General features: G+C 56.6%; 17 protein-coding genes. 4 read left to right on the top strand and 13 right to left on the bottom strand.

All coding sequences use genetic code 11. From position 1 onward, the window contains the following. Positions 1 to 126: 126 nt before the first annotated feature. From nusG to ACR0EO_RS19135, 7 genes are all read right to left on the bottom strand, one after another. Positions 127 to 660, bottom strand: a complete 534-nt coding sequence (gene nusG / locus ACR0EO_RS19165) for a transcription termination/antitermination protein NusG (protein WP_152459924.1) — start codon at positions 658 to 660, stop codon at positions 127 to 129. A gap of 200 nt (positions 661 to 860) precedes the next feature. Further along, a complete protein-coding gene (secE, locus tag ACR0EO_RS19160) occupies positions 861 to 1,058 on the bottom strand; it encodes a preprotein translocase subunit SecE (protein WP_170350969.1) in 198 nt (65 codons plus the stop codon). A gap of 82 nt (positions 1,059 to 1,140) precedes the next feature. Then, positions 1,141 to 1,299, bottom strand: coding sequence for a cbb3-type cytochrome oxidase assembly protein CcoS (gene ccoS, locus ACR0EO_RS19155; RefSeq protein WP_480692412.1), 159 nt, complete (start codon positions 1,297 to 1,299; stop codon positions 1,141 to 1,143). A 5-nt stretch (positions 1,300 to 1,304) separates the two neighbouring features. Continuing rightward, positions 1,305 to 3,482, bottom strand: coding sequence for a heavy metal translocating P-type ATPase (locus ACR0EO_RS19150; protein WP_480692411.1), 2,178 nt, complete (start codon positions 3,480 to 3,482; stop codon positions 1,305 to 1,307). 3 nt (positions 3,483 to 3,485) lie between these two features. Next, entirely contained in the window at positions 3,486 to 3,944 is a 459-nt protein-coding gene (locus tag ACR0EO_RS19145) for a FixH family protein (RefSeq protein WP_480692410.1), read from the bottom strand. Positions 3,945 to 3,946: 2 nt separating this feature from the next. Continuing rightward, on the bottom strand, positions 3,947 to 5,374 hold the full coding sequence (gene ccoG / locus ACR0EO_RS19140) for a cytochrome c oxidase accessory protein CcoG (RefSeq protein ID WP_480692409.1): 1,428 nt from the start codon (positions 5,372 to 5,374) through the stop codon (positions 3,947 to 3,949). A 101-nt stretch (positions 5,375 to 5,475) separates the two neighbouring features. Continuing rightward, positions 5,476 to 6,351: a LysR family transcriptional regulator gene (locus ACR0EO_RS19135; RefSeq protein ID WP_480692408.1), complete on the bottom strand. Its 876-nt coding sequence runs from the start codon at positions 6,349 to 6,351 to the stop codon at positions 5,476 to 5,478. Between the two features lie 100 nt (positions 6,352 to 6,451). On the opposite strand from ACR0EO_RS19135, the gene ACR0EO_RS19130 reads away from it, so the two are divergent. Next, entirely contained in the window at positions 6,452 to 6,589 is a 138-nt protein-coding gene (locus ACR0EO_RS19130; RefSeq protein WP_480692407.1) for a hypothetical protein, read from the top strand. A gap of 138 nt (positions 6,590 to 6,727) precedes the next feature. Here ACR0EO_RS19130 and ccoP read toward each other — a convergent pair whose 3' ends face one another. Genes ccoP through ccoN form a run of 4 tightly spaced genes read right to left on the bottom strand, consistent with a single transcriptional unit; the run spans position 6,728 to position 10,140 of the window. Continuing rightward, on the bottom strand, positions 6,728 to 7,591 hold the full coding sequence (gene ccoP, locus ACR0EO_RS19125; RefSeq protein WP_480692406.1) for a cytochrome-c oxidase, cbb3-type subunit III: 864 nt from the start codon (positions 7,589 to 7,591) through the stop codon (positions 6,728 to 6,730). Further along, a complete protein-coding gene (locus ACR0EO_RS19120; RefSeq protein ID WP_480692405.1) occupies positions 7,588 to 7,779 on the bottom strand; it encodes a cbb3-type cytochrome c oxidase subunit 3 in 192 nt (63 codons plus the stop codon). The genes ccoP and ACR0EO_RS19120 overlap by 4 nt, the downstream gene beginning before the upstream one ends. Before the next feature lie 10 nt (positions 7,780 to 7,789). Next, positions 7,790 to 8,518, bottom strand: a complete 729-nt coding sequence (gene ccoO / locus ACR0EO_RS19115; RefSeq protein WP_480692404.1) for a cytochrome-c oxidase, cbb3-type subunit II — start codon at positions 8,516 to 8,518, stop codon at positions 7,790 to 7,792. 14 nt (positions 8,519 to 8,532) lie between these two features. Then, positions 8,533 to 10,140, bottom strand: a complete 1,608-nt coding sequence (ccoN, locus tag ACR0EO_RS19110) for a cytochrome-c oxidase, cbb3-type subunit I (RefSeq protein WP_480692403.1) — start codon at positions 10,138 to 10,140, stop codon at positions 8,533 to 8,535. 196 nt (positions 10,141 to 10,336) lie between these two features. Here ccoN and ACR0EO_RS19105 point away from each other — a divergent pair, with 196 nt between their 5' ends. Next, on the top strand, positions 10,337 to 11,176 hold the full coding sequence (locus ACR0EO_RS19105) for a universal stress protein (protein ID WP_480692402.1): 840 nt from the start codon (positions 10,337 to 10,339) through the stop codon (positions 11,174 to 11,176). Positions 11,177 to 11,212: 36 nt separating this feature from the next. Here ACR0EO_RS19105 and ACR0EO_RS19100 read toward each other — a convergent pair whose 3' ends face one another. Together ACR0EO_RS19100 and fnrL are read right to left on the bottom strand one after the other, a co-directional pair. Further along, positions 11,213 to 11,464: a GlsB/YeaQ/YmgE family stress response membrane protein gene (locus tag ACR0EO_RS19100; protein ID WP_480692401.1), complete on the bottom strand. Its 252-nt coding sequence runs from the start codon at positions 11,462 to 11,464 to the stop codon at positions 11,213 to 11,215. Positions 11,465 to 11,535: 71 nt separating this feature from the next. Next, positions 11,536 to 12,279 carry a transcriptional regulator FnrL gene (gene fnrL / locus ACR0EO_RS19095; RefSeq protein WP_480692400.1) on the bottom strand — a complete coding sequence of 248 codons (744 nt, stop codon included), beginning with the start codon at positions 12,277 to 12,279 and terminating at the stop codon, positions 11,536 to 11,538. Between the two features lie 61 nt (positions 12,280 to 12,340). Between fnrL and hemN the strand changes: the two genes are divergently transcribed. After that, positions 12,341 to 13,696, top strand: coding sequence for an oxygen-independent coproporphyrinogen III oxidase (hemN, locus tag ACR0EO_RS19090; RefSeq protein ID WP_480692399.1), 1,356 nt, complete (start codon positions 12,341 to 12,343; stop codon positions 13,694 to 13,696). A 175-nt stretch (positions 13,697 to 13,871) separates the two neighbouring features. Continuing rightward, positions 13,872 to 15,800 carry an elongation factor G gene (locus tag ACR0EO_RS19085; protein ID WP_480692398.1) on the top strand — a complete coding sequence of 643 codons (1,929 nt, stop codon included), beginning with the start codon at positions 13,872 to 13,874 and terminating at the stop codon, positions 15,798 to 15,800. Positions 15,801 to 15,806 lie beyond the last annotated feature (6 nt).

Raw genomic sequence — 15,806 nt, 5'->3', positions numbered from 1 at the left:
ACAAGTCTGCATCAGGTAAAGCACAAGGGCAAGGAAGGAGTATGGCGGCCGTGTCAGTAAGGCCGACAAAAAAACGCCGCGTTGCCCGGGGCATCGCGGCGCGGTAAATTCTCTCTGAAGCGGCTTTTAGCTCTGCTTCGTGACTTGGGTAAAGTCCAGCTCGACAGGAGTTTCCCGACCAAAGATCGAGACCGAAACCTTTAGCTTCTGGTTCTCGTCGTCCACGCCTTCGACCATGCCGTCGAAATCTTCGAACGGGCCGTCGTTGACCTTGACCTTCTCGCCCACCTCGAAAGAGATCATCAGTTTCGGCGCTTCTTCGCCTTCCTGAACGCGGTTGAGGATCTGGTTCACCTCGGCATCACGCATCGGCATCGGGCGGCCTTGAGGGCCAAGGAAACCAGTCACGCGGTTGATCGAGTTGATCAGGTGATAGCCCTGATCCGACATTTCCATATGCACTAGGACATAACCGGGCATAAAGCGGCGTTCGGTCGTAACCTTCTTGCCCCGGCGCACTTCGATCACCTCTTCGGTGGGCACCAGTACTTCGTCGATATCGTCCTCAAGGCCCTGCTCGGCCACCGACGTGCGGATCTGCTCTGCGATCTTCTTTTCGAAATTCGAAAGAACGCTGACCGAGTACCACCGTTTCGCCATGAACCTGTCGTCCTTGTTTTACCTTCGGTGCGTTCAAACTGCCGGAAGCACCGTCATTGAAATTCTATCGCATCACCCGGAATAAAAAGCGGCGCGCAGCCCGAATCGCCGCACGCCCATTCCGAATAGTACCGCGTCAACTACTCTGACATTGCGCGACGTGCAAGGGGGCAGTGGCGTTTCCGCACGCCCAAACCTGTTTAGCTGAACGCGCCCAGGATCAATTGCAGACCACCGCGGATGCCCAGATCAACCAGAGCAAAGAATACGGCCGTCAGTGCCGCCATGATGAACACCATGACCGTGGTCAACAGAACCTCACGCCGGGTCGGCCAAACGACCTTTGCAACTTCGGCGCGGACTTGCTGAATGAACTGGATCGGATTCATAGTTGCCATGTGGCTTGGTTCTCTCTGCTAGCGGATGGGCCGGACATAACCGGGCATTGCGGCAATTTCAAGGGCGCAAAGGCGCACCACCTCAGGGCTTGGGTTTGTCGTCCCAATCATCGCTCAGGATACGTCGCGCGTCGCCTTCGGGATCGTCATACTGGTTCGAGCGGACTGTGTACACAAACGCAATAAGCCCAACCCCGCCCAGAAACAGGGAAATCGGTATCAGATAGGCCAGAACTTCCATATCGTTTACCTCAGTCGGAGGGCGTTCAGAGACACGGTGATAGACGAGGTCGACATCGCCAGAGCCGCAATCAGCGGTGTTGCCAAGCCGACAACGGCCAGCGGAACCGCAATGATATTATACACGGTCGCGATCCGAAAGTTCTCGCGAATCCGTTTAGTTGCCTTCACCGCCGTATCACAAGCATCAGCGATTGGGGCCAGATCGTTGCCCAGCAGCACGATATCCGACGCCACGCGCGCTGCATCCAATGCAGAAGCCGGAGAGATTGATACATGCGCCGCCGCCAGCGCAGCCGTGTCATTCAAGCCATCACCAACCATCAGGGCATGACGCCCTTGGCCGTTCAATTCCTGCACACGGACCGCCTTGTCCTGCGGCAGGGCCTGTGCGACCCAATTATCAATACCCAGCTTTTCTGCCAGTGCCTGCACCGCACCCTGCGTATCGCCTGAGATCAGGATGACCTCTTTTCCAGCTTGCCGGAATGACTGAACAGCTTCGGCGGCGCCCGGTCGTAAGGAATCGTTAAAAACGAAGGGTATTGGATCTTTTCCTGTTACGGAGAGCCAGGCCACTGTCTCGTCGCCCTCTGAACCTCCGGTCCAAGCCGCTCGGCCCAGACGAACCCGTTGCCCCCGATATGTGCCTTCGGTCCCATAGCCAGGAACCTCAACGACGTCCCGCAAAGCCGCAGGTTTGATTCCAGCGTCGCGCGCCGATCTTGTCAGCGCAACCGATAACGGGTGTGACGATGCCTCGGCCAGAGCCAAGGCGATCGCAAGATCGCCACGCGAATGGTCTCCTAGGTTAGTAAGTTCCGGAGTACCTGATGTCAGCGTACCCGTTTTGTCGAAGACAACGGTATCAACCTCGGCCAAACGCTCTAACGCGGTCGAATGTTTGATCAGCATCCCTTTGCGGAACAGTCTACCCGAGGCCGCCGTGGTCACCGCCGGCACGGCCAAGCCCAATGCACAGGGGCAAGTGATGATCAAAACAGCAGCGGCGATGTTCAACGCAGTGCGGATATCGCCTGAGTAGATATACCAGCCAAGAAAGCTGAGGGCAGACAAGATATGGACGCCCGGCGCATAAAGTTTGGCAGCTTTGTCAGCCAGTGAGGTATAGCGCGACCGGCCGGATTCAGCGATGGCAACCAGATCCGCCATTTGATGCAGAGACGTATCCTCACCCACCGCCGTTGCCTTGATCGTTAGCGGGCCGGTCAGGTTGACCTCACCCGCGCTGACAGTCAGGCCCGCTTCGGCAAATACAGGAAGCGTTTCCCCGGTAAGCAACGACCGATCCAATTCCGACTGACCAGAAACGATTTCACCATCCACAGGCATACGGCCACCGGGCCTTACGAGGACCAGATCTCCGACAGCAAGCGAGGCTACGGCGACCTCATTCTCCACGCCATCGACCAATTTGATAGCTCGTGGCACTTCAAGCGCCGTCAACTCTTCGGCGGCAGACCGGGCAGCGGCCCGGGTTCGATAATCCAGATACCGTCCCGCGAGCAGAAAGAACGTCAGGGTCAGGGCCGCGTCGAAATAAGCATGCTCACCACTGAGTGCCGTTTCCCACAGCGACGTTATCAGCGCCAGCAAGATAGCCAGCACGATAGGCACATCCATGTTCAGACGCCGCACACGCAGAGCACTCCACGCATTGGCAAAGAAGGGCTGCGCGGAAAACGCGATCGCAGGCAAAGCAATAGCGGCTGAAATCCAGTGGAACATGTCCCGCGTCGCGTCTGTGGCGCCTGACCAGACAGATACCGACAACAGCATCACGTTCATCGAGGCAAACCCGGCCACGGCCAGCCGCATCAGCAGATCACGCCCCGCCTTATCCGCTTGCGTCGCCGACAACGCACCCGGGTCCAACTCATGCGCCTCAAAACCTGCGTTCTCTAGAACAGGGATCAGATCAGCAGCGCGCAGATCGGGTGAGGCTTTGACCATCGCACGTTTCAGGGTCAGGTTGACGCGCGCATCTTCCACACCGGGGTGGGCATTCAACTCGCGTTCGACTGTAGAGATACAGGCCGAGCAATGAATACCCGGCAAAGACAGCGCGATCTGCACATCCTGAGGAATTGGGCGCGCCGGTTCAGCCGGGCTGGCTATACAGCCCGGACAAGCCGCTGTACCGGATGTAAGTTGCGCCGTCATACTTTACCCCTTCACATACAGCGGGACACGCTGCGCGAACTCAGCCCCATCTTGGTCCTTGGCCACCAGACGGATGTTCCAGTTACCTTTGCCCAACGAAGCCGGGGTTGCATAGGCTTGCCCGTCAAATGTGAAGTCAGGTACGAAGTCATCCTTCACATGCGTCGCCCGGCCAACAACAGCCTGCAATTCGGCCACCTCAACCGGAGCTCCGGTTTTGTCCGTAATATGCAAGATCAGCAACCCACCGGACACTTCGGCACGAATTTCCCAACCCAGTGCCTGTTGCTCTTTCAGGCGTTCGTTGAACTCCTGACTTGCAACGTAAGAGTTTTTGACCTCGAGCCCCGGAAAGGTTTTGACCGCATTATAAGCGAGCACAAGGTTCACGGCGATGATGACACCAAACGCTCCGACGAAAACGGCCAGCGCATGCTTCCCCGTGAATTTCCGTTCTGCCATGTTCAGTTTCCTTGTCCGTTGAACGTGGTATCCTTTTGAGCCCGTTCACCGCTTTCGATGTCTTCGACCCAGATGCGAACCGGCGTAGCATCCGTAGTGGCAGGTCCAGTACCCTTGGCCGACACGATGTAAACGCGCGTCAATTGTGCCGTATCCGCAGCGACATTGACAATGTTTCCTTCGACACCTTCGATCTGAAGCTGCAATGCCGGATCACCCGACAAAGTAAGCTGGAAGGGCCGCTCTTCACCATGTTTGTTGCGCAACCGTACATCATAGGTGTTGCGGATCGTACCGTCCGACAAAGTCACAAATGTGGGGTTTCGTACCGGTGCCACAGTCAGATCGATATCTGACCGAATAAACAGGGCAAACAGCAACCCAAACCCAACGGCGGCCCACATGGCCGTATACATGATCGTACGTGGCCGCAGAATGTGCTTCCAAACGCTCTTGGGAGGTTGGCCAGCCCGCTCGCGGGTTTCATCGCTCAACGCCATATAGTCAATCAGACCGCGCGGCTTACCGATCTTGGCCATCATGTCATCGCACGCATCGATACATAGTGCGCACGTAATGCACTCGAGCTGCTGACCGTCCCGAATGTCGATCCCCACCGGACAGACATTCACGCAGGCCATACAGTCGATGCAATCACCCAACTCGGAATCTGCCTGCCGCTTGCCCTTACCGCGTGGTTCGCCACGCCACTCCCGGTACCCAACAACCAGGGTGTCTTCGTCCATCATCGCGGCCTGAATGCGCGGCCATGGGCAGGCATAGATACAAATCTGTTCGCGCGCGAACCCGCCAAACAGAAAGGTGGTACCCGTCAAGATAAGAACGGTTGTGTAGGCTACCGGGTGCGCGTTCCCCGTAACAAGATCGCGGGCCAGCGTAGGCGCATCAGCAAAGTAGAATACCCAAGCACCGCCGGTCGCCAGACCAATCAGAAACCAGACTGTCCACTTCGTGATCCGAAGCCGCGCCTTGCGAAAGTCGAGCTTTTTCTGCCTATGCAGGCGCAATCGTGCGTTGCGATCACCTTCAATCCAGCGCTCCACCAGAATGAAAAGGTCAGTCCACACGGTTTGCGGACACGCATATCCGCACCAGACGCGCCCCAGCGCAGACGTGAACAGAAACAGACCTAGGCCAGCCATGATCAACAGGCCTGCCACAAAGTAAAACTCGTGCGGCCAAATCTCGATCCAAAGAAAGTAGAAACGGCGGTTTGCCAAATCTAGCAGGACGGCTTGATCCGGCAAGCTGGGACCGCGATCCCAGCGGAACCATGGTGTAACGTAGTAAATTCCCAACGTGACCACGAGTATGATCCATTTCAGATTTCGAAATGGCCCGGAAACACGCCGGGGATAGATTGGCTCCCTGGCAACGTAAAGGCTGGGGGCGGGGTCGGAATCACTCACGGATTAGCTCCAGATGTGGCTGTTTTTTCGGCGTCTTGTCCCAGATCACAAAGCTAGTCACTTTGACATGGGTCAAAAGCGCATCGCACAGACACCTTTTGTCACATGTGACCAGCTTGACGCCTGAGCCAGCCTGCAAAGGTCTTAACTGCTGGACGTAGTGGCGCATCGCCCGTGACCATATGATACCCGCGCGAGCCGGGCTCGCAAAACAATTCGATGACGCGGCCCGCTGCGATATCCGCTTCGACAAAGTGCCGCACTGTCACCGTCACACCCTGCCCCGCTCGCACGCCTTCCAATAGCAGATTACCCGGCAGCGCGATGCGGCCAGCTTTCGGACCATGCTCGACCCCTTGGCGCGTAAGCCATGAGGTCGCTTCTGTAGTGCCCAACTCCTCTAGCCAGGGCAGTTGGCTCAGTTCTTCCGGTGTCATTGTAGTTCTGCCGCCCAACAGGGACGGAGCAGCGACGATCACAATCGGGCTTTGCAACAGAAGTTCGGATTTCACACCAGCCCAATCTCCTGCGCCATAACGAATTGCCACATCCACGCCACCAGGGCGCAGGCTGACCAATTTGGCGGACGGATCCAGAACCAGATGAACACCGGGAAATTCATCCTGAAACGCGGGCAAGCGAGGCATAAGCCACGAGGCTGCAAAGGACGCAGTCAAGGAAACGTGGACCGGGCGATCCTCGGTTGCCTGCATCAGCTCAGCCACTGTACTACCGATGGCGCCGAACCCCAGATGCAGCGCGCGTGCCAGCGTTTCTCCCTCGGACGTCAGGGTCATTGATTTGCCGGAGCGATCCAGCAGCGCAACACCAAGATGTTTCTCCAATGCGCGTAACTGTTGGCTTATGGCAGCATGGCTGACATTGAGAGACGCGCCAGCATTCACGACATTTCTCGTTTCTGCAAAGGCAGAGAAGGCTCTCAAAGAAGCCAGAGGCGGCATCTTCAACCAATCCATGTGTAAGTCCTGGTTACATGGTCAAATGCCAATTGAGTCGCATTTTTCCGTCCGAAGATCAATTCTGAACCCAGTTGGAACCAAAATCAGGAGAGGTAAGATGCTCTCGATCCTTGCAAGAACATTTATGGTCGCGACCCAGACACCGGGCAGCGACAAGACATCAAAACGGGAATGGCTGCCAGAAGATCACTGGTGGAAGGAAAGCAAGCGCGCAAAACGTGATCGTCTGAAATAGCTGGCCTCTGGACCGGGTCGGACAGGACCAGTAGTCTAAGATAGTAGCACCGGCTGTTCTGGAAACGCGCGAACAGATGGAACAGCCGGTGCCTCAACCTTCGGACGGCGAACCGTCCGAAGGTATTCCTTTAAGCCGTTACTGACCGCCACCCAGCTGGTGGACGTAAGCTGTAACAGCGCGGATTTGCGCCTCGGTCAGACGATTTTCCCAAGGGGGCATCACACCAAAGCGACTGTAGGTCACCGTTTCGGTCAGAGCCTCTTCGCTGCCGCCATATAGCCAGATGGCATCAGTCAGGTTCGGCGCGCCCTGGAAGACATCGCCTTTACCGTCTTCGCCGTGGCAAGCCGCACAGTTGTCTTCAAAGACGACCTTGCCTGCTTGGGCCGCAGCATCGTCAGACTGAGCATTTGTCAGTGACATGACGTATTGAACCACCTGTGTGATCTCGTCACTTTCGAGGATGTCGCCAAATGCAGGCATCTCGGAATAGCGCGCGTCGTCGCTTTCTTCGTTCCGGATACCATGTGCGATGGTGAACTCGATGTCTTCGAGCGTACCGCCCCACAGCCAAGCGTCATCCAACAGGTTCGGGAAGCCGGTAGCGCCTTGCGCACCCGAGCCGTGGCACTGCGCACACCAAGTGCGGAAAACAGCGCCGCCCGAGTTCACTGCATATTGCTGCAGATCAGCATCAGCCGAAATCTGCTCCAGCGGAGTTTCAACCAGTCTGGCGTTCCACGGCGCGTTTGCCTCTTCGAAGGAAACCATTTCTTCTTGCACTTCAGCGCGTGAAGACCAGCCAGTCACACCAGCCGTAGCCGACTGAACCAGAGGCCATGCAGGATACATGATGGTGTAGATCACGCCCCAGATGATGGTGACGTAGAAAGTCCACAACCACCAGCGAGGCATCGGGTTATCGAACTCTTCCAGACCGTCCCAGCTGTGCCCGGTTGTCTTAGGGTCGCCCGGCAGTTTTTCAGGTGTCTTGCTCATTGCCGCGCCTCCTTAGATTCAGATTCGGCGGGTTTGTCTTGATGCCGGAAAGGGATGTTGGCTGTGTCCTTGTATTCCTTGCTGGCACCAGGGCGGAAAACCCAGATGATGATGCCAACAAAGAAGGCAAACAGCAGGAGCAGCATCCAGCTATCCGCGAATTGCCTCAGGAGTGTATATTCTTCCATCACACCCTCCTTAGCGGCTCGCGTCCGGGGTGAAGGTCGAGAAGTCGACCAGAGTACCCAGCATCTGCAGATAAGCGACCAGCGCATCGGCCTCGGTCAGTTCAGGCTGACCATCGAAGTTACGCACGCTGACTTTGTCGCCGTAGCGCTCAAGCAGTCCGTCATAGTCACTGTCCGGATCAGCCTGTGCACGGAAGTCCGCTTCGGCATTGGCCAGCATCTCTTCAGTATATGGTGTTCCCACAACAGCGTTCGCTGCCATGATGTCACCGATATACTTGCCGTCCAGCTTGCGGTGCTCAAGGAAGCCGTATTTCGGCATGACCGACTCCGGTACAACCGACTGCGGATCACGCAGGTGGTCCACATGCCACTGGTCCGAATAACGGCCACCAACACGTGCCAGATCAGGGCCGGTACGCTTGGAACCCCACTGGAACGGGTGGTCATACATCGATTCAGCCGCCAGCGAGTAGTGGCCATAGCGTTCGACCTCATCCCGCATTGGGCGGATCATCTGGCTGTGGCAGACATAGCAGCCTTCGCGGATGTAAATCTCACGGCCCGCCATTTCGAGAGGGGTGTAAGGGCGCATGCCCTCCACCTTCTCAATGGTGTTCTCGAGATAGAACAGCGGGGTGATCTGAACGATGCCACCGATGGTCACGACCAAGAAGCTGAATACCAGCAGGAGGGTCGCGTTGGTCTCGAGGATCTTATGTTTGTCGAGAATTGCCATTGCTCCGGCCCTCCTTATTCAGCCGGGACCGCGACGGTAAGGCTGGCCTCCTTGGCCGGTGCCTTCCGCACAGTCATCCACAGGTTGTAGCACATGATCACTGCGCCAGCGACGAACATCACGCCACCCAGAGCACGCACCACATACATCGGGAACTTGGCTGCCACGGTGTCGGCGAACGAGTTCACCAAGAAGCCGTTGGCATCCACTTCACGCCACATCAGGCCTTCCATGATACCGGTGACCCACATCGAAGCGGCGTACAGAACGATACCGATGGTTGCGAGCCAGAAGTGCCAGCTGACCATTTGCAGCGAGTACAGACGCTCACGCTTCCACAGGACAGGTACCAGGAAGTACAGCGCACCAAAGGTGATCATGCCGTTCCAGCCCAGCGCGCCCGAGTGCACGTGACCAATGGTCCAGTCAGTGTAGTGGCTCAGCGAGTTTACCGCGCGGATCGACATCATCGGACCTTCGAATGTGGACATGCCGTAGAAGCCAACCGAGATCACCATCATGCGGATTACAGGGTCGGTGCGCAGCTTGTCCCAAGCACCCGACAGGGTCATCAGACCGTTGATCATACCACCCCACGACGGCATCCACAGGATGACCGAGAACACCATGCCCAGCGTCGAAGCCCAATCAGGCAGCGCGGTATAGTGCAGGTGGTGTGGACCAGCCCAGATGTACAGGAAGATCAGCGCCCAGAAGTGGATGATCGACAGCTTGTACGAGAATACCGGACGCTCGGCCTGTTTCGGAATGAAGTAGTACATCATGCCCAGGAAGCCAGCTGTCAGGAAGAAGCCCACAGCGTTGTGGCCGTACCACCACTGGATCATCGCGTCTTGTACGCCCGACCAGACTATGACCGATTTCGAGCCCCAAATGCTGACCGGGATGGTCATGTTGTTGACCAGGTGCAGCATGGCAACGGTTACGATAAACGCCAGATAGAACCAGTTCGCAACATAGATGTGGGGCTCTTTCCGCTTGATAACCGTACCAAGGAAGACTGCCAGATAGGCGACCCAGACAACGGTCAGCCACAGGTCAACATACCATTCAGGTTCGGCGTATTCTTTGGACTGAGTACCGCCCAGAACATACCCGGTTGCGGCCAGAACGATGAACAACTGATATCCCCAGAATACGAACCACGCGAGGTTGCCACCCCAAAGGCGTGCCGCACTGGTGCGTTGCACGACGTAGAAAGAAGTTGCGATCAGTGCGTTACCACCAAAGGCGAAAATCACGGCTGATGTGTGCAGCGGGCGCAGACGCCCAAAGTTCAAATAACCTTGAGCCCACTCAAAGTTCAGGACCGGAAAGGCCAACTGGAACGCAATAAAGGTACCAGCGAGGAACCCAACGACCCCCCAAAAGGCGGTCGCGATCACGCCATAGCGGATCACGTCATCCATGTATTCGCCCGAGCGATCAACAAGGATATCTGGCTCATCTGTGTTTCTAAGCGTCCAGATGAACAAACCACCGGCGATCAGCATCACCAGTATCGCATGCACCTGATACGCCAAATCGCGTGCATAATTGGACCCGATCGCGGCAAAAACCACGACGAGACCAAGCACGATCAGCTTGATGTAATTTGACATATTGCGTCCCTTTGCCATGCCCCGCCCGATTCTTTATGTGTCGCGGGACCCATTTGACTGGCTGCTGTTTTGTCGGACAGAGGCCAGAACTGCTTTGATCTGTGTCAAGACAGTACTCTGATTTCTGTGACAATCCTATTCAGACATCTGGGCCATCAGGCCGCAGCATGACGTGCTTTGAAGGCAAGAGGTCACAATGGCTTACAAATCTCTTCTCACAGTGATTACGGACACCGGACAAAGCGGATCTGCGTTAGCGCAGATGGCAGCTCTGGCAAGTTCGCAGGATGCACACGCCGAAGCCTTGTGTCTTGGCGTCGATCGCAGCCAAACCGGGTACTATTACGCAGGAGCAAATGCTCTGATCCTGCAAGAGACGCTCAGCCGCGCCAACGCCGAAGCTGAGGAAGTACTAGCTTTTGCCAAGGATTACTTGGGTAAGACCGGAACCCGCTGGTCGGCAGAGAGCGGCGTCGCCCAAATCGCGGACATCGGACGACATGTTGCCCATCGCGCGCGCTTCTCGGATTTGGTTGTACTGCCTCAACCATATGGGCCCGACCGAGGCGCCGAGGCCGAGCCCATTATCGAAGCCGCCATGTTCGAGGGACACGCCCCGGTTTTGGTCACCCCTGATGACGTAACGCCATTCGAACAACCCGGCACCATCCTGATCGGCTGGAACGAAAGTGTTGAGGCAATGCGCGCTATTCGTAAAGCCCTGCCCTTCCTAACTCAGGCTGATTTGGTGCGAATCGTTGTAATAGACCCGCCACGCCACGGACCCGATCGCTCCGACCCGGGCGGAATGCTATCCCAGATGCTCGCGCGTCACGGGGTCAAATGTGAGATTGACGTTCTCAGCAAGACGATGACGCGGGTATCCGATATCCTGAACCGGCACGCGTCAGATACCGAAGCGGACATGATCGTCATGGGAGCGTATGGCCACTCGCGGTTCCGCGAAGCCATATTGGGCGGCGCGACACGAAACATGCTGGAGCAATCCCCGGTTCCGGTCTTTCTGGCCCACTAGAGTATGATTGGGAAACCGCCCTTCGGGGCGGTTCTCTTATTTTTTGACGAGGCCAATCAAGAACAACAGGATCACCGCACCAATCGTCGCAAAGAAGATTGAAGAAAACACCCCACCGCCCACGGCAAAGCCTAAGGCCGGGAAAATTGTTCCGGCCAGAAAAGCACCGACAACGCCAACTATGATGTTGCCGATCAGGCCGAAACCGCGGCCCTCCATGATCTTGCCTGACAGCCATCCCGCGACGGCGCCAATAAACAACATTGCCAAAATACTGCTGAATTCCATAGGTTTGCTCCTGAAAGTCTTTCGACAAACCTACTTAAGCATGACAGGACTGGCCCGTCACGCATAACCGGTCAGACCAGAAAACCTCCGTCCGAGTCGTCACCAGCCTCTTCCATAAGGCGCCCCATATCCGGAATCGTAACGTGGCGCTTGCCTTCAAGAAGAATGACCTGGTCCTTTTTCAAGGCCGAAATCTGGCGGCTGACGGTCTCAAGCGTCAGACCAAGGTAATCAGCCATCGCTTCGCGGGTCAGGGGCAGATCGAACACGATCGGGCCCGAGTTGCCCTTTTGACTGATCGAAGCATCCCGACGCGCAATGATCGACAGAAGGCTCGCAATCTTTTCACGCGCAGTTTTGCGGCCCAGAACCAGCATCCACTCTCGTGCTGCATCCAGTTCGTCCAAGGTCATCTGAAGGAGCCTGTGTGCAATATGCGGTGTATTGCTCATCAGTTCTTCAAAGGGTTTCTTGCGGAAACAACACATGACCAAGTCAGTGGTGGCCAGCACGTCATACGGCGCGGATTCGCGCCCCGGACGTCCGACAAAGTCGCTGGGCAAAAGCAAACCCACCATTTGCGTCCGCCCGTCTTCCATCGTCTGCGTCAGCGAGGCGATACCAGAGACAACCGAACCCACAAAGTTCATCTGATCACCTGACCAGATAATGGTCTGACCAGCTTCGAAACTGCGGTAGTATTTAATACTTTCTAGCTCTTCCAGCTCATCCACGTCACAGTGCGCACACACGGCCCGATGTCGAATCGGGCAGTCTTCACAGTTCGTATGGTCGATCTTAAAAATTGGTGTCATGCGCGTTTCCACTTGATCTCTGTCAAGGTGTCTTGGATGGCTGTGCCTTAACGGTATCGCTATGATAGTGAAACCTCAATTGGCAAAGCTTGGACTATTTGACGCGAAAGTACCGCGTTACACAAGCTACCCCACCGCTCCCCACTTCAGCAATGATGTGGGGTCAAGTCTTTATGGAGACTGGATTTCCGACATCAAACCCGGAAGCGCAGTGTCGCTGTACATCCACGTTCCGTTCTGCCGCAGGCTCTGCTGGTTCTGTGCCTGTCGGACACAAGGCACCCAGACAGACAATCCGGTGATTGCCTATGTGGACGTCTTGAAGGCCGAACTGGATCTGTTGGCAGCACATCTGCCCGAAGGTGTTACCCTATCGCGCCTACATTGGGGCGGCGGCACGCCAACCCTTCTGAACGCTGACCTTATGCGTGATCTCGCATGCAGCATTCTGAACATCGTGCCGCTGGGACCGGACGCCGAGTTTTCGGTTGAGATCGATCCGAACGAAATCGACGAAGCGCGACTTGATGCACTAGCCGAAGCTGGAATGAACCGGGCCTCGATCGGGGTGCAGGATTTCGATGACGAAATTCAAAAGACGATCGGGCGTATTCAAAGCTATGACACCACCCGCGACGCTGTGGACATGATCCGCGCCCGTGGGATCAACAGTCTGAACGCCGATATTCTTTACGGCCTGCCGCATCAGACAAAGACACGCATGACGGAAAGTGTGCAAAAGCTGCTTTCCCTCAGCCCGGACCGGGTGGCGTTGTATGGCTATGCGCACGTGCCATGGATGGCTAAGCGGCAACAATTGATTCCATCGGACGCGTTGCCTACCCCCGAAGAGCGGCTGGACCTGTTCGATACAGCGCGTCGCCTGTTCATGTGGGACAACTACGCGGAAATCGGCATCGACCACTTTGCCACGCAAGATGACGGCCTGACCCATGCGCTTAAAGCCGGACGGCTAAAGCGGAACTTCCAAGGGTATACTGACGACCAGGCCGAAGTTCTGATTGGTGTTGGCGCCAGCTCAATCTCACGCTTCCCGCAGGGCTATGCACAGAACGCGCCCGCGACGTCCGCCCATACCAAAGCGATCCGCGAAGGGCGGTTCTCGACCTCACGCGGGCACTTGTTCAAAGGACAAGACGTCCTGCGCTCGCGCCTGATCGAAGCGCTGATGTGCGACTTTCAGATCAACAGCGCCGAGATTCTGCGCGACCACGACATCTCCTCCACCGAGCTGCAACTTATGTATCAGGACGCCAATAAGGCTTTTGATGGATTGTTACGCATCAACGAGGACGGCCTGTTCGTACCACCCGAAGCCAGACCGCTAACCAGGATGATCGCGCGCAGCTTTGACGCCTACGACCTGAGTAAGGCTGGCCACAGCTCAGCAATCTGACCCGCCAAGAGGTCAGGGCTTGACGCGACGGGTCAGTTTTTCACAAACTTGCAGGGCGGGCGACACCCCGCCCGCATCTGAGGCAGGCCGAGTATCAGACAATTGCGCCGACGCATTCGCGTAAGGCTACCCTTTTCGTGCAGCTGATCTGCAATTTGAAAGAGGGACAGCACCTATGCGCGTTTTCACCGTCCTCGGCCCCAGCCAATCGGGCAAAACCACTCTGGTCGAGGCCATCAGCCGCCTCGATGACCGGCCCACCACCTTCGACGTATCCGGAACCGTGCATTTGCACGGTTTTTCTTATTTAGACGAGCCGTGGTGCGCCATCGACGTTGATGGCGGCGGCGACAACTTGGCGTATGTCGGACCGGCCATGGCTATCTCCGACGCCGCCGTTGTAGTCGTTCCACCCGATCCAAACGCCGCCGTCCTTTGCGCGCCCTACCTGCGACTGGTCGAAGAGGCAGGCATCCCATGTTTTCTTTTCATCAATCGCATGGACAACCCGAATGGCCGAATCCGCGACATCATCGCGGCGCTTCAGACCTATTGCACCCATCACATTGCCCTTCGGCAGGTACCGATCCGCGACGGCGACACAATCATTGGCGCGGTCGATCTGATCTCGGAACGGGCGTGGAAATATCAGGAAGGGCAGCCGTCTGCTTTGATCGAATTGCCGCAATCGGTCGAGGACCGCGAACAGGAAGCCCGCACCGAACTGTTGGAGACATTGTCAGATTTCGATGACCATCTACTGGAACAGCTCATCGAAGACAAACAGCCGCCAAGCGCTGAGGTTTATGACTTGGCTGCACAGGTATTGCAGAACCATCAACTGATTCCGGCCTGCCTGGGGGCGGCCAGCCACGGCAATGGTCTGACCCGTTTGATGAAAGCGCTGCGGCATGAGGCGCCCGAATTCGACATCGCAGCTGATCGCGACGAAGCTGCGGAAAACGCCCGCGCCATTGCTGGTTTCGCAGACGTGAAGAAGCACATCGGTAAGATTGTTGTTTTGCGCGGATTGGGTGACGGCGTGAAAGCACATGAGAATTTGGGCGGGGAAACCGTTGGCAACCTGACAACTCTGGACGCTAAAACTCAGATAGCTGAGCTGCCAGCGGGGCAAATCGGGTTGGCGGTAAAATCCGATCACCTGAACCCCGGTAACCTCTATGACAGTAAGGAAGCCACCCCGCTGCCAGAATGGGCTGCCTCTCATCCCATTGCACATAGACAGATCGTTTCCCCTGCCCATGAAAGGGACGATGTGCGCTTATCCAATGCGCTGACCCGGCTTGTGGAAATTGACCCCGGCCTGCACCTCGATCAGGATGAACTGAGCGGCCACGCTGTATTAGGATCCCAGGGACCACAACATATGCGGCGTGTCACCAGCAAGCTGGCCGAAGATTTCGGAATTGAGATTGCAACGGATCAGGTTGAAACCGCCTATCGCGAAACCATTCGGGCACCAGTTGAACATCGTCACCGCCACCGCAAGCAATCCGGCGGCGCCGGGCAATTTGCCGATGTGGTGATCTCGGTCGCACCGATGCCACGCGGAACAGGGTTTCAGTTCGAAGAGATCGTCAAAGGCGGCGCGGTGCCTAAAAATTACATCCCGTCGGTCGAACATGGCGCCAAGGACGCGCTTGCACAGGGGCCCGAGGGATTCCCGGTGGTCGATGTTAAGGTCACGCTTAGCGACGGCAAGCACCACAACGTAGACAGTTCTGATTATGCCTTCCGCACCGCAGGCAAGAACGCTGTGCGCGAGGCATTGCCGCAGGCCAAACCGGTGGTTCTGCAGCCAATACTGACTGCTGAGATTCATCTGCCTTCTGATTTTGTTGGTGACTTGGTTCCGACCATCAGTTCACTGCAGGGCCAAGTGCTGGGCTTTGAGGGCAACCCCAACGCCTCGGGCTGGGAAATATTCAACGCGCAATTGCCTGCCGTAGCGGAGGACGAATTGCACCGCACCCTCGCCAGCGCCACACGCGGCACTGGCTGGGTCAAGCTGAACTTCGATCACTACGAGGAGTTACGTGGGCCCGTTCCGAAATCGGCATCGCGTGAAAGCGCCAACGCCTAAAGAGCT

The organism is Ruegeria sp. BE9 (assembly GCF_056538765.1).
This window is presented reverse-complemented; position numbering and strand designations above follow the sequence as displayed.

Excerpts from the sequence above, each read along its gene's own strand:
- nusG (WP_152459924.1), bottom strand. The coding sequence starts at position 660 with ATGGCGAAACGGTGGTACTCGGTCAGCGTTCTTTCGAATTTCGAAAAG.
- secE (WP_170350969.1), bottom strand. The coding sequence starts at position 1,058 with ATGGCAACTATGAATCCGATCCAGTTCATTCAGCAAGTCCGCGCCGAA.
- ccoS (WP_480692412.1), bottom strand. The coding sequence starts at position 1,299 with ATGGAAGTTCTGGCCTATCTGATACCGATTTCCCTGTTTCTGGGCGGG.
- ACR0EO_RS19150 (WP_480692411.1), bottom strand. The coding sequence starts at position 3,482 with ATGACGGCGCAACTTACATCCGGTACAGCGGCTTGTCCGGGCTGTATA.
- ACR0EO_RS19145 (WP_480692410.1), bottom strand. The coding sequence starts at position 3,944 with ATGGCAGAACGGAAATTCACGGGGAAGCATGCGCTGGCCGTTTTCGTC.
- ACR0EO_RS19135 (WP_480692408.1), bottom strand. The coding sequence starts at position 6,351 with ATGGATTGGTTGAAGATGCCGCCTCTGGCTTCTTTGAGAGCCTTCTCT.
- ACR0EO_RS19130 (WP_480692407.1), top strand. The coding sequence starts at position 6,452 with ATGCTCTCGATCCTTGCAAGAACATTTATGGTCGCGACCCAGACACCG.
- ccoP (WP_480692406.1), bottom strand. The coding sequence starts at position 7,591 with ATGAGCAAGACACCTGAAAAACTGCCGGGCGACCCTAAGACAACCGGG.
- ACR0EO_RS19120 (WP_480692405.1), bottom strand. The coding sequence starts at position 7,779 with ATGGAAGAATATACACTCCTGAGGCAATTCGCGGATAGCTGGATGCTG.
- ccoO (WP_480692404.1), bottom strand. The coding sequence starts at position 8,518 with ATGGCAATTCTCGACAAACATAAGATCCTCGAGACCAACGCGACCCTC.
- ccoN (WP_480692403.1), bottom strand. The coding sequence starts at position 10,140 with ATGTCAAATTACATCAAGCTGATCGTGCTTGGTCTCGTCGTGGTTTTT.
- ACR0EO_RS19105 (WP_480692402.1), top strand. The coding sequence starts at position 10,337 with ATGGCTTACAAATCTCTTCTCACAGTGATTACGGACACCGGACAAAGC.
- ACR0EO_RS19100 (WP_480692401.1), bottom strand. The coding sequence starts at position 11,464 with ATGGAATTCAGCAGTATTTTGGCAATGTTGTTTATTGGCGCCGTCGCG.
- fnrL (WP_480692400.1), bottom strand. The coding sequence starts at position 12,279 with ATGACACCAATTTTTAAGATCGACCATACGAACTGTGAAGACTGCCCG.
- hemN (WP_480692399.1), top strand. The coding sequence starts at position 12,341 with ATGATAGTGAAACCTCAATTGGCAAAGCTTGGACTATTTGACGCGAAA.
- ACR0EO_RS19085 (WP_480692398.1), top strand. The coding sequence starts at position 13,872 with ATGCGCGTTTTCACCGTCCTCGGCCCCAGCCAATCGGGCAAAACCACT.